The organism is Fictibacillus sp. NRS-1165 (assembly GCF_050468105.1).
Taxonomy (GTDB): domain Bacteria; phylum Bacillota; class Bacilli; order Bacillales; family Fictibacillaceae; genus Fictibacillus_C; species Fictibacillus_C terrinigri.
Genome location: NZ_JBDPNU010000016.1, coordinates 23,030 through 35,723 on the forward strand (window position 1 = coordinate 23,030; position 12,694 = coordinate 35,723).

The window sequence follows — 12,694 nt, forward strand, 5'->3', positions numbered from 1 at the left end:
ATGAAGGCCGTATTAAAAGGAAGATGGGGAATCGCGGCAATGTGGCTGGTCCTGGTTGTCGTAATGGCTATACTGGCGCCAAACATGGCTGATCTTGTACGGGAAAAGGGGCAGATCAATGTTCCGGATGGATATTCATCAAGCTATGCCCAAAAACTGCTGAAAGATCTGGACAAAAAAGAGAAGTCGGCGGACGAATCACAGGTAGCCCTTGTTTTCCACAGCGGAAAAAAGCTGACGGAAGATGAAAGGACCGAGGTCAGGAGCGCAATAGCGAAACTGGAGCAGGATAAGAACGGCCTCGGAATCAGCGAGGTGTTAACGCATTTTGAAAATAAAGAACTGAAAGACCAGCTCGCTTCAAAGGATGGGAGGACGATCCTTGCCTTAGTTACAGTCAATACTGATGGCAAAGAGCCGGCTGAAATCTCTAAATCACTGTACAGTGAGTTGAATGGCGTAAAAGTCGATCACTATTATACGAGCAGCTGGATGATTGACGAGGATGTGGTGGCGAGTTCGCAGGAAGGGCTCAAGAAAACCGAATACATTACGGTTGTCTTCATTCTAGCCGTCCTGTTTGTTGTTTTCCGCTCGTTAATTGCACCGCTTGTCCCGCTCGTCACCGTGGGGATCAGCTATGTTGCGGCACAATCGATCGTTGCTTTTTTAGTGGATAAATGGAACTTTCCGCTTTCTACGTTTACACAGATCTTTCTCGTCGCGGTTCTTTTCGGTATCGGAACGGACTATTGCATTCTGCTGCTAAGCCGCTTTAAGGAAGAGATGGGCCGAAATGAGAGTTTGCAAGGTGCGATTGTCACTACTTATAAAACCGCGGGAAGAACCGTATTTTTCAGCGGACTCGCCGTGATGATCGGCTTTGCGGCCATCGGCTTTTCAACCTTTAAACTCTATCAGTCTGCTGCCGCTGTCGCGATTGGAGTAGCGGTGCTGCTGCTGGCGTTATTTACACTCGTTCCATTTTTCATGGCGGTGCTTGGCACCAAGCTGTTCTGGCCGGCTAAAGGTGCGATGGAGCATAAACAAAGCAGGATTTGGGGAGCGGCAGGTTCGTTCTCCTTCAAACGCCCGCTCGCCACGCTTCTTATCGTAGCCGCCATCGTCACACCTTTTCTTGCAACCTATGACGGAGATCTTTCATTTAACTCCTTGGATGAGATCGGTGATAAATATAACTCCGTAAAAGCCTTCAATGTCATCTCTGAAAGCTTTGGTCCAGGAGAATCGCTTCCTGCTAAAATAGTCGTCAAAAATGATGAACCGATGAACCGCTCCGAATACTTGGCAACCATTGAGAAGATCAGCCGTGAAGTGGAGCAGATTCATGGTGTGGACCGGGTGCGCAGTGCCACACGTCCAGTAGGCGAGGAGCTGAAGGACCTCCAGGTCGCGCATCAGGCAGACTCTCTCGATAACGGGTTGGAAAAAGGGAACACTGGATTGAAAAAAATAAGCGGAGGCCTGGCTGAAGCAAGCACGCAGCTGAGCAGTTCCCAGCCCAAGATGAAGCAGACCACTGATGGAATCGGTGAATTGGTGACAGGCACCAACAAGTTAAAATCAGGCATCGGTGACTTGTCAGGCGCGCTTTCCCAAGTTGAAAAGGGGGTGCGTGACGGTTCCAAAGGAGCAGGAGACCTGAAAAAAGGGGTACAGCAGGCGAAGTCGAGCGCAGAACTGCTGTATCAAAGCAATCAGAAACTTCTTTCCGGCTACAAAGAAATGGAGAACGGCCTTGGGCAGCTGCAGGGCGGGTATGTCCAAACAGCAAAACAGCTGAGCACCACGTCCAAAAGCCTTGCCCAACTAAAGGGAAGCTTCACTCGTTTAGAAGCAAAATATGCGAGTTCAGATAAAAACAAAGACATTAAAAACGATTCTGATTACCAGGCCATCAAGGGAACATTTAATGAGCTGGAAGGCGGTTTGAACCAGATGGCGGCAGTTCTCAATCAGTTGAATGGGAAGCTGAATATAGTAAAAAACAATATGGGGAAAGCCAATGATGGTCTAAGCAAGGCAGTAAGCGGCCAAAAACAGCTGGCGGACGGTCTCAGCTCTATTTCAGCAGGGCTTGGACAACTGGAAACAGGAATGGATAAAGCTGCCGATGGGCAGCGGCAGGTCATCGGAAAACTTCCTGAAGTACAGGGCGGATTAGCCAAAATTGCAGGAGGACAGGTGCAGCTGAAGAGCGGTTTTTCACAGATGAACTCCCAGCTGTCACAGCTTTCTGACGGGCTAGACCAAAGTGCAGCAGGCATCAAAAAGGTATCAGGGGGAATTGATTCAGCCAGCGATTACCTTCACTCCCTGTCCTCCTCGCCTGATCCCGAGATGGCGGGCTGGTTTTTGCCTGAAGAGGTACTGAACAACAAGGATTTTCAACAGGTGTTCAATACGTATATGCCGGGTGACCATAAGCTGACGACATTAGATGTTATTTTTAAAGAAAACCCTTACTCTAAGGAAGCACTAGGCCAGGTGGATGAGATCGGGCAGGCGGTCAAACGGGCTACAGCCGGAACGAATCTTGAGAATGCCCAGTTTGGAATCAGCGGTGTAACGAGCATCTATTCGGATCTGAATGATATTTCTGCTGCTGACTACTCCAGAACGGTTGTACTCATGCTGATAGGCATTGCCATCATTCTCGTTATCATACTGCGGTCCTTTATCATGCCGCTCTATATTATTGCGTCATTGATATTAACGTACTTTACAGCGATGGCCTTTACAGAAAGCATTTTCGTTAATCTGCTCGGTTATTCCGGAATCAACTGGGCCGTACCGTTCTTTGCCTTTGTCATCCTGGTGGCGCTCGGCGTAGATTACAGCATCTTCCTTATGGACCGGTTTAACGAATACAAGGAGCTTTCCGTCAAAGAAGCGATGCTTTCCTCCATGAGGAATATGGGGACTGTCATTATCTCAGCGGTTGTCATTCTCGGTGGCACATTCGCGGCGATGTACCCTTCAGGGGTCTTGTCGCTGCTGCAGATCGCGACGATTATTTTAAGCGGTCTCCTGCTCTATGCGTTTGTCATCCTGCCGTTGTTTGTCCCGGTTATGGTGAGAACCTTTGGAAAAGCAAACTGGTGGCCATTTATGGGTTCAAAAAAAGAATAAGATAACAAGCAGCGTACACAAGGTGTAGGCTGTTTTTTTACAAAAAAAAGAGACAAGATCCTGGTCTTGTCTCCAAGGGCTGTTAGCAGCCGCCTTTACCGCACCCGCTGATGAAGTCATCATGATGACCGCCGCCAAAGCCCCATGAGCAGCCGATGATGATCAAGAGGATGAACAGGACAACAACGATGGCAAATCCGCCTCCGCAGCCATATCCGCAGCCGCCGAATCCAGGATAGCCGTAGCCATAGCCGAATCCGCCGGCTCCGCCGCCAAACCCGCCTCCGAATCCACCAACTGCACCTGGGTAACCGCCGCCATACCCGTATCCATAACCAAATCCTTGACGCCTATTTCTAATTCCAGACAATGTGTAGATCTCCTTTCTTCCAACATTTAAAAAGTTACTTGCCCTATAGAGTATGTGGGAACGGAAGAAGGGTTTGGACAATTGGCGGGACAATGGCGGAATTTGTTATATAATAAGGGGGCTGTTAGTTTTTTGAAAATTTAGATAAGGGTGAAACCATGCTTGAAAAAGTTCAATCAAACTCTGCGGCATAATGGCCTTGCTGCGCTAAAAAATCAGATAAAGGAGGAGTAATATGAACCCTTTGAGGTCATTTGCTGAGCACGTTGAATGGCTGGAGGAACTCAAGACGGTAGAAGAGGAATGGTGGCTTAAGCCTATTGCAAACGGAAAATGGTCAATGGGTGAAATAGTGTCTCATTTTGTATCGTGGGACTTATTTGTGATCCATCATCGGGTTCCTTATTTTTTGGAACACCAAGCCTTTCCGGAGGACGTGGCGGAAGCAGAAAAAATGAACCAGGATGCTTCTCGTTACGCCAAATCTGGTGTTTCCAAATCTCAATTGCTTGAGGAAGCGATACGAACAAGGAACAGGCTGGTCCAGCAGGTGGAAATCATCCCAGAAGATTGGTGGATTCATCCTTTTAAATACAAAACAAAGACAATGACGTTCGCTTCCTATATTGAAGGCCTGGTCCAGCATGACAAGCATCATCAGGATCAGATCATCCTCTTCCTGAAAAAGTCAGCCAATCATGCCTAATCGTTGCTCTTTAAGCAGAATGGTAGCGCAGAAGATCGAATTTCCCCGGAAATGATCGAACATAAGCGGGAATTTTTAATACAGCTTTTTTAATTCCTGTTCCAGCCTTCCTGTTAAAGTAAAGAAGAACATCTTGAAATCTGCTCGCGAAGACCATAGGGGATGTCCGAATGCTGCCGGCTTGTTGCCTTCGATAAAGAAATGGATGTACCACGCAAGACCATAAGCGGTAAAGGGCCGCCAGCAAAAACCAGGCACTGACTGAGGCCCAAGAGCCGATAAAGACAAGAGAGGTGCCTAGAAAATGCCATGCTCTTGTGCTTTTCTTGGAATGCTGTGTTAAATAGAACACCCAAAATTCATCAAAAGTCTTCAGTTCGTCTTTGTGGTATACGTGGCTGCATCAAGCTCTGCTTCCTCATCCATTTCTTTAGTGCATTCGACACAGACAGCTATTTTCCTTTACTAAGCTCCGCCACTCGAGGCGGGGTTATTTTTTAAAAAGATTAGTATTTTGTCAGACGGGTAAGTTATATAAGACATACGCCAGAGAATAAAAGGAAGGTGCAAAAATGTTAAAAACTCAAACAGCTGAACGGGTAGATATGCTGTATTCATTATTAGGCCAGCAGCTTGAAGAAAGGAAATATAACAAAGAACGTGTACAAAAGATAACCGAACTTTGCCAGCTATTAAAAGAAGATGTCGAAGTGGGCGAACAAACTACAGAAGTATTTGATGATATTGTGGCAGTAGGACAGGATGCTCTGGAAACCCAAGGGAATAAAGAGAGCTTTCTGCAATCGAAGGAAAAAGAGTTAATCGAGTATTATGAGCACCTCAAAAAACTGCTGGAGAAGCAATAACGTTTTAGATGCATTGAACAAGGGTACATTTGAAAAAGAACGATATTAATCATTTGGAGGGATTACGATGGATCAGAAAAAGGTCATTGGTGTGTTTTCCACAGAAGAAGAAGCCGTATCAGCGATTAATTCTTTACGTGAAAGAGGCTATGATGAAGAAGACATCTCAGTAATCGCCCAGGATAAGGAAGAACGGCGCCACATTGAAGACGAAACAGGAACAAAAGCCGGTGAAGGAGCAGCAGCGGGTGCTGCGACTGGCGGTGTGCTTGGCGGTGTAGGAGGTTTGCTCGCAGGAGTAGGTGCACTTGCTATTCCGGGAATTGGTCCAATTGTTGCTGCGGGTCCGATCGCAGCCACCCTTGGCGGAGCAGCGATCGGCGCAGGAGCAGGGGGACTTGTCGGTGCATTGGTCGGTATGGGCGTTCCTGAAGAGGAAGCAGAAGAATACCAGAACTACGTAGAAAGCGGGAAAATCTTAGTTTTGGTGGATGCTGATGCTGAGCGCCGGGAGCATGTGTACGACACATTCCAAAGCAACAATACGTTGAACTCCCGCTATTATGATAGAGGTTTGCCTGGAGAAGACAGCGGCAAAATCTATTAACAAATACGCGCCAGAGCGGAACAACCGCATAATTTGGATTGGAGCTAAAGCTGAATGCTTTAGCTCCTTTTTGTTTGTTCACCGGTGTATTTGTCGAAGGATTATAGTTGAAGAAGGTGGAAGGTTATGTAAAAATAAAATAAACCAACTAGTCATTTTTATTGGAGGGATAAAATTTGGTTTCCATTAAAAGGTTTGACACACTCAGTTTTCAAGAGGCAGTTGATTTATTTAATGAAGGATTCAAGCATTATTTTACGGACATTACATTGACTGTTGATTCGCTGATTAAAAAGCTCGCTAATGAAGACCTGTCTCCTGAAAAGTCAGTGGTCGCCTTTGATCAGGAGAAACCTGTGGGCTTTGTCATGAACGGCTTCAGAACCGTAGATGGCCAAAAGGCATCCTGGAATGGCGGGACCGGCATCATCCCTGAATATCGCGGAAACGGTGTAGGAAAAGAGATGATTTCTGCGTGTATGGGTATTTATGAAGAGGAGGGCGTTGATCTTCTTCTGCTTGAAGCGATCTCTGAAAATACGAGAGCGATCAAATTATATGAGAGCATGGGATACAGCGTGTTTGATGAACTGGCCTTTTTCGTCAATCATGAGTCTCTCTCTGAAAGAGCCTTTTATCATGAAGGAGATTATGATTACATTCACGGCATTCCCCAGGATGTGAAAGATATTGAATTTTATCAGCATATGACACCATGGCAAACACAATATCAAAGTATTAAAGATGGTGAATCGATGACTGTAAAAAGTGGTAGAGAAACGGTTGGGTATGCTGTATTTAAACGTACGATCAATGCATCAAGAAAACGGGAGGGCATTGCACTGTATCAGTGTGAAGCAAAACCGGGTCATGATAAAGCGGCTGATGTGATCCAATTTATGCTTCGTGAGATTTATCGCCCGGCTGAAGGTGCCTGCCGCCGCATGACGGTAAACTTTTCAAAGAGCAATACGCTTGTTTGTGAGTCACTTTCTAAAGAGGGATTCACTGTAATGATCGAACAGGTGCATATGTCAAAAACGGTGCGTAAACCGTCTGGCAGCGAAACAGGGATAAAAGCCGTACAATCATAAATCAAAAGAAATAAAGGGTTTCGTTCATTCGTGCAGAAAAAGGTGTGCATACAACCACGAGATCAAAACATTGGGGGAAAGAGCATGCCAAAAGTTTCAGAAGAATATAAAGAGGAAAAGAAAAACAGGATTCTTGAGAGTGCCATCCGCTGTTTTGGAGAAAAAGGGTATGAAGCGACCATCATTGATGATATTGTGAGAGAATCCAATTTGAGCAAGGGCGCCATCTACAATTACTTTAACAGCAAGGAAGAAATTTACCTTCAGCTCCTTCAGGGGAAAACGAAGGATTTTTTCTCAGAGGTAGAGAGTGAATATCATAAGCGCTCGAGTGCGACAGATAAACTGCGTTTTTTATTTGAACGGTACCAGGACCAGCCGCTGAGTGACGAGCGCAGAAAATCCATGAGGTTATATACTGAATTTTGGCTTTATAGCGCCCGTCAGGAAGATTTAAAGAAACTGATGGAAGAACGGTACAACCGATTTACAGGTTTCATAAATGACATCATTAAAGAAGGACAAGCGACAGGAGAGTTCAGAGAACAGATCGACCCTGAATTTATTTCACAAATCTTTTGGGCGTTAAGGGATGGCAATGTTCTTCATTATTCTCTGCTTGGGGAAGAAGAGCAATATAAAAAAACGTGGGTGATGCTTGAGGAGCTATTTATCAGCTGTTTAACCACGCCAAAAAATCGGGAGTAGAATCCCGATTTTTTTATGTGCAGAAAAAGAGAATAATTTCCCGGGTTATAAACGATTTTGTCGAACCATCCAATTCGAAACAACGGTAATGCTATAGAGAGTGGAGGCAGGAATGATGGAACGTTAATCAACAGTAGGAACGTGTCGTAATACCCCGATATTTCTATATTATTAGCGACTGGTTATCCATTGTAATTTACAAAAATTGGAGTACACTTAAATTTGGGATTTTTGAAACCTTTTACTTCAAAACATCGACTAAAACAATAGATAGATAGGGGGGCAACGCAGTGAAAGACTCGTTTGACCGGTTATATGAGGAATACCATCATTCCTTGTTTCAGTTTATTTACTACATGGTCAGGAACAGGGAGGCGGCAGAAGATATTGTACAGGAAGTGTATATAAAAGTGCTCAAAGCCTATGAAGCATTTGAAGGGAAAAGCTCTGAAAAGACATGGCTTTATTCCATTGCAAGGCATGTCACCATCGACTGGATCCGGAAGCAGAACCGCCGGAAAAAGAAACTTCTGTTTTTTACTTTATCAGAGAACGAGAGCGAGCTTGTGGATCAGCAGTCCCTGCCGGAAGAACTGGTCAGCCAGAAGGAATCGGTCAAAGAGTTATATCATGCGTTAAAAAAATGTACGATACAACAGCAGCAAGTGCTTATCCTGCGTTACATCCAATCGCTCTCCATCGCGGAAACCGCTGCAGTGCTCGGTTGGACAGAAAGTAAAGTGAAAACGACACAACACCGGGCGATCAAGGGACTAAAAGGTCTTCTTGATCAGACGTCAGGCCTGGAGGAGGAATGGAAAGATGGAATCGTCTAAATGGACAGAAGAAGAAATACAAAAGCAGCTTGAAAAGATGCCCTCTGTCAAAGACAAGCGCTCCCGTGAATTAATATTTCATGAGATAGAAGGAAGACTCGAAGAATCAAAGCTTAGCAAAAAGACGACAAGAACCTGGATCATGCCGGGACTGGCGACTGCCTGCCTGCTGGCCATCATCTTGCTCCTGGTGCCAGGCACCTTAATTAAAAACGATGTGTCTGCCCCTTCCTTGCATGAGAAGCCTAAGAACAACACCCTCGTCAGAAAAGAGAAAGACGAGGTCAAAGAACCGAGTCCGGCTCCCGAGCCCAAACAGTCAAAGAAAACTGTACGTGTAGAAGAGCAGAAGAAGCCTGCAGCTCCCGAGAGAAGTGTGAAGCCTTCAGGGCCGGCAAAGCTGGAGCCAACGGCAGATCCCCCTGTCCAGAGATATAAAGTAAAGGTTCCAGAACCATCAACCGCTTCCATTATGGCTGCTGTAGAAAGCGGGAAATATCATCCTCCGATGACCAAGGCAGATCTTGCGGAGCAGATGTCTGCGGGAAAATCGGTTGTAACTGTAGCGTACAGTGACGAACAGGCCCAATTCGTCGTGCCGGTCTCATTTCTTGTGAACGGGAAGGGAACCTACGCCGATAAGGTTCAGAATGTGCTTGGCAGCTTTAAACCAGAGCGAGTGGGACTACAGCCGACCATGCTGAACAAGGCAAAGCTGAAGGAAAAAGAAGGAGCCGTTGTTGTTGATCTGCCGCCTGGATCGGTGTCTTCCGCAGAAGAAGCATTGCTTCCCAAGATCTTGGGTTATACATTTGCTTACAACCATGAATACTCGAACGTAAAATTCATGACAGGAGATCAGCCTGGCTATAAATTTTCGAACCTGGGCCCGAAAGAGGAAATGGATATAACCAAAAACAGTGGAGGAGCAAACTTTTTGTATACCTCTCCATCAGGGGATGAGTTCCTCGTCGACAGCAACGCGACAAGTTTTGCAGGCTCAGCGGGAAGCATGCAGGCAGCGTTGGATGAGCTGAGCAAAGGATACAAAGATCAAAAATTAATGCCGGCTGTTCCCGAGGATATAAAGCTTACAGCTTCCAGTTCGGGAGCACTCACAACGATCCGTGTAGAAGGAAATGGCTTAAAAAATGACGAGAAAACCAGAAAAATGATGGATGCCCTGTTAATGACCGCTAAGAACTATGGAAGCCAGTCAGTTTCGGTTACCAATACCAATCTTGAAGCGATCGGCCCTTATGATCTGGAACAGCCGATAGATAATCTGGTGGGTGTTAATTTTATGAATGTAAAATAATTTTCCAATATATGTAACTATTTTATCAGCAAGGCGTCTAATGCATTGGAACGGAGAAGAGAACTGGACCATCCTTCATCTTCCAAACCATTTTCAGGAGGTAAATGATGATGAAACGATTTGTAATGGCGCTTGTTTCATTGGGAACAGCTGTAGGAATCTTATTGGGAGGCACTCATGTTGCCAACGCCTCGCCGTCTTATGACCAGGAGGTAGCTGCAACAGCCCGGAACTTGATTGGATCGCCTTTCAAATGGGGAGGAACGACACCAAAGGGTTTTGACGCTTCAGGATACACACAGTATGTATATAAACATTCTGCAGTGAAGATGAGCTTGCCGAGGACTTCTGCTGATCAATATAAAACCGGCACAGCCGTAAAAAAAGAGAATTTGAAACAGGGAGATCTTGTTTTCTTTAAAACGGATGGGAAGAAAGTCTCCTTTTCCGGCATCTATCTTGGGAAAAATCAATTTGTCGGTGCGACTTCCAAAGGAGTAAGAATTCAGTCCCTCACTACAAAGTACTGGAAAGATGCTTATGCAGGCGCTAAACGTGTATTAAAATAAGCGGTAAAGTAATCAGGCTTAAAGCGGAGCCTGATTATTTTTTATTAGCAACGGACACAGGTGATATTCAAACCGGCCGTATCTCCAGTAATGCGAAGGTGATGATCAAGACCTCGACAGGAGATGTTCAAGACTTTACGATGGAAAGTGCCAGCAAAGATGTTCACGTTGAATCGGAACAGGAAACGTGGAACTTCGAATGGAGCAGCCCCCATCTGCGTTTGAACTGCATGCATCTTCTGACACTGGTGATGTTGACGTTTCCAGGAGATGGAAAGTGGATTATGAAGAAAGGAGCGAGCATTCAGCGAAGGGGAAAGCAGGTAATCGAGGGCCAAGCATCGAGGTTAAAACAGATACGGGAGATATTTACTTAAAATAACTGAAATAACATGGAAAGCTCCAGATCAGTTCTGGAGCTTTTTGTACTATATCGCTTTATTGATGTTCACTTTCTTGGAAAGGGCACCCTTTTTTCTAGACAAACCCAGGCAGATGCCTGCCACGATCAGAAGAAGGGCGATGGCGTGGTACCAATGGATCTTTTCATTCAAAAAGAGTGAAGCGAAAAACAGGGAGCTGATGGGCATTACGTTTAAGAACAGAGTGGTTTTACTAGGACCAATTTCTGAGATGGCCATGTTCCACCATGACGTACATAGAGCCGTCGCTATACAGCCTGAGAACGCCATGACACCATATGAGAACCAGTGAGCCTGATAAACAGGAGGATGGACAGGATGGACGGCCCACATGATCATCAATAGCAAGGCACCGAACAAATGGCTGAATGCCGTCACTTGAAAGACGCTGGCTTGCTTGACCGCCTGTTTGATGAACAAGCCTCCGGCCACATAGGCGAGCATGGAAAGGAATACGAAAAGGTTTCCTTTTATCGCATCTGTACCTGTCGCACCAGGATGGCCGACGACAAGGATAACGCCGACAAACCCCATACCGATCCCGATGAACCGTTTGAGTTCAAACCTATCACCGAGAAACAGCATAGCCAATAGAGCTGTTGTCAGAGGATTGAGCCCCAGAATGAGGGACCCGGCAGAGCCTGTCGTATAGCGCAAGCCTTGGGAGATCAGGAGCTGATGCAAAAAGATCGACGTAAACCCGACAAGGAAAATGAGGACCCAGGAAGAGGCAGTCAGCTGTTTGATTCCCAGCTTCCACTTGCCGTATGTAAAGAGCAAAAGGCCGGCAGCCGCCATGGAGATCCTCCAGGCTGAAAGCTGTACCACAGGGAAAATCCCCGACAAATATTTGATCATAATAACATTTAAACCCCAAATAACGGTAACCACACTTAATAAAACGAGCAATAAATAATAGCGTTTTTTCTCCATAGTCATATCCCTTTGTGTTGGTAGTATGCTGCTAACCGAATATAAACCCATTTCAAATATTTGTCCATAACCTGGAAGCTGATCGAAGAAAAATTTTTGGGGAATACTGTTAGAAGAATGGAGGTGAACGGTATGACCCTAGTGCGTCTCGGATATGTAGCGATGAGCATGGAGCTTCAAAACGCCTCCCCGTCGCAAACAATGACATATGCCCGTTTTTCTCAGATCGAGGACCGGGAAGCAGCATTAAGAAAGCTGGAGCGGATCGCGAACTCCAACCTGAAAAATACGCTGCGTCTCCTTAAGCACAATGCAGCCAACGATATTCAGTTTTACAGGATGACATCAAGGCTCATCCCATTGGCCAATCATAAAGAACTGCTGGATTGGAAGTATATGCTTCCGCTAAAAGAATCGCTGTATGAAATCGGTGCTTTTGCTAAAAAACATGAAATGAGGCTGGACTTCCATCCGGATCATTTTGTCCTGATCAATTCGCCAAAAGATGAAATCCTGAAGAATTCCATACAGACTTTAAATCTTCATTATAAGATTCTAAAAGGGATGCATATCGATCCCGTCCACCGGTGTGTCATGCATGTTGGCGGCAATTACAAAGAAACGGATGTTGCTCTTGAACGCTTCATACATAACTGGATGTATGTTCCCCATCCTATTCAAAAGATGATGATACTCGAGAACGATGATTCATCCTTTACAATGGACGATACCCTTTATCTGTGTGAGAAGCTGGGTATACCGCTCGTTTTTGACTACCATCACCACTTGGCGCATCATCAGGACATCCATTGGGAAGAGAACTGGGAACGTGTCGTCCAGTCCTGGTCGCATTCCCCACTACCGCTTAAGATCCATATATCGAGTCCTAAGAGCGATAAAGAATACCGCCATCACGCAGATTTTGTGGACCCTGATATGTTTTTCCGTTTCCTTCAAGGCATAAAAGGAAGCGTTGGGCAGGTTGATTGCATGATCGAGGCGAAACAGAAGGATGCAGCGCTGTTTCAGCTGATGGAGGACATTAAGAAAAGGAACGATACAGAGATAGTTAATGGGGCTTCTTTTTATTTAAAATAAATAACACGGAAAAA

General features: G+C 45.5%; 13 protein-coding genes and 1 pseudogene. 11 read left to right on the forward strand and 3 right to left on the reverse strand.

Annotation, left to right across the window (positions count from 1 at the left end; genetic code table 11):
* Nucleotides 1–3,153 (forward strand): MMPL family transporter, encoded by a 3,153-nt coding sequence (locus ABHN01_RS06185; protein WP_429874837.1) that lies wholly within the window; start codon nucleotides 1–3, stop codon nucleotides 3,151–3,153.
* An 82-nt stretch (nucleotides 3,154–3,235) separates the two neighbouring features.
* Here the strand turns inward: ABHN01_RS06185 and ABHN01_RS06190 are convergent, their stop codons facing one another.
* Nucleotides 3,236–3,514 (reverse strand): YjcZ family sporulation protein, encoded by a 279-nt coding sequence (locus tag ABHN01_RS06190; protein WP_429874869.1) that lies wholly within the window; start codon nucleotides 3,512–3,514, stop codon nucleotides 3,236–3,238.
* A gap of 244 nt (nucleotides 3,515–3,758) precedes the next feature.
* Here ABHN01_RS06190 and ABHN01_RS06195 point away from each other — a divergent pair, with 244 nt between their 5' ends.
* Complete coding sequence (locus tag ABHN01_RS06195) at nucleotides 3,759–4,229, forward strand: DinB family protein (protein ID WP_429874838.1); 471 nt, start codon at nucleotides 3,759–3,761, stop codon at nucleotides 4,227–4,229.
* Between the two features lie 75 nt (nucleotides 4,230–4,304).
* On the opposite strand, the pseudogene ABHN01_RS06200 reads toward ABHN01_RS06195, so the two are convergent.
* Nucleotides 4,305–4,605, reverse strand: a pseudogene (locus tag ABHN01_RS06200) (Mpo1-like protein).
* A gap of 196 nt (nucleotides 4,606–4,801) precedes the next feature.
* Here ABHN01_RS06200 and ABHN01_RS06205 point away from each other — a divergent pair.
* The 8 genes from ABHN01_RS06205 (at nucleotide 4,802) to ABHN01_RS06240 (ending at nucleotide 10,609) form a co-directional block, all read left to right on the forward strand.
* On the forward strand, nucleotides 4,802–5,095 hold the full coding sequence (locus ABHN01_RS06205) for a hypothetical protein (protein ID WP_429874839.1): 294 nt from the start codon (nucleotides 4,802–4,804) through the stop codon (nucleotides 5,093–5,095).
* Between the two features lie 67 nt (nucleotides 5,096–5,162).
* Nucleotides 5,163–5,702 (forward strand): general stress protein, encoded by a 540-nt coding sequence (locus ABHN01_RS06210; RefSeq protein WP_290402212.1) that lies wholly within the window; start codon nucleotides 5,163–5,165, stop codon nucleotides 5,700–5,702.
* A gap of 176 nt (nucleotides 5,703–5,878) precedes the next feature.
* Complete coding sequence (locus ABHN01_RS06215; RefSeq protein WP_429874840.1) at nucleotides 5,879–6,796, forward strand: GNAT family N-acetyltransferase; 918 nt, start codon at nucleotides 5,879–5,881, stop codon at nucleotides 6,794–6,796.
* Nucleotides 6,797–6,880: 84 nt separating this feature from the next.
* The gene (locus ABHN01_RS06220) at nucleotides 6,881–7,504 is read left to right on the forward strand and encodes a TetR/AcrR family transcriptional regulator (protein WP_429874841.1); all 624 of its coding nucleotides are present in this window, start codon (nucleotides 6,881–6,883) and stop codon (nucleotides 7,502–7,504) included.
* A 290-nt stretch (nucleotides 7,505–7,794) separates the two neighbouring features.
* Nucleotides 7,795–8,340: an RNA polymerase sigma factor SigX gene (locus ABHN01_RS06225; protein ID WP_429874842.1), complete on the forward strand. Its 546-nt coding sequence runs from the start codon at nucleotides 7,795–7,797 to the stop codon at nucleotides 8,338–8,340.
* A complete protein-coding gene (locus ABHN01_RS06230; protein WP_429874843.1) occupies nucleotides 8,327–9,658 on the forward strand; it encodes a hypothetical protein in 1,332 nt (443 codons plus the stop codon). Before ABHN01_RS06225 ends, ABHN01_RS06230 begins: the two co-directional genes overlap by 14 nt.
* A gap of 110 nt (nucleotides 9,659–9,768) precedes the next feature.
* Nucleotides 9,769–10,227, forward strand: coding sequence for a C40 family peptidase (locus tag ABHN01_RS06235; protein ID WP_429874844.1), 459 nt, complete (start codon nucleotides 9,769–9,771; stop codon nucleotides 10,225–10,227).
* Nucleotides 10,228–10,414: 187 nt separating this feature from the next.
* Nucleotides 10,415–10,609, forward strand: coding sequence for a DUF4097 family beta strand repeat-containing protein (locus ABHN01_RS06240; RefSeq protein WP_429874845.1), 195 nt, complete (start codon nucleotides 10,415–10,417; stop codon nucleotides 10,607–10,609).
* A 46-nt stretch (nucleotides 10,610–10,655) separates the two neighbouring features.
* Here ABHN01_RS06240 and ABHN01_RS06245 read toward each other — a convergent pair whose 3' ends face one another.
* Entirely contained in the window at nucleotides 10,656–11,582 is a 927-nt protein-coding gene (locus tag ABHN01_RS06245; protein WP_429874846.1) for a DMT family transporter, read from the reverse strand.
* Nucleotides 11,583–11,714: 132 nt separating this feature from the next.
* Between ABHN01_RS06245 and uvsE the strand changes: the two genes are divergently transcribed.
* The gene (gene uvsE / locus ABHN01_RS06250) at nucleotides 11,715–12,680 is read left to right on the forward strand and encodes a UV DNA damage repair endonuclease UvsE (protein ID WP_429874847.1); all 966 of its coding nucleotides are present in this window, start codon (nucleotides 11,715–11,717) and stop codon (nucleotides 12,678–12,680) included.
* The last annotated feature ends 14 nt before the right edge of the window (nucleotides 12,681–12,694 follow it).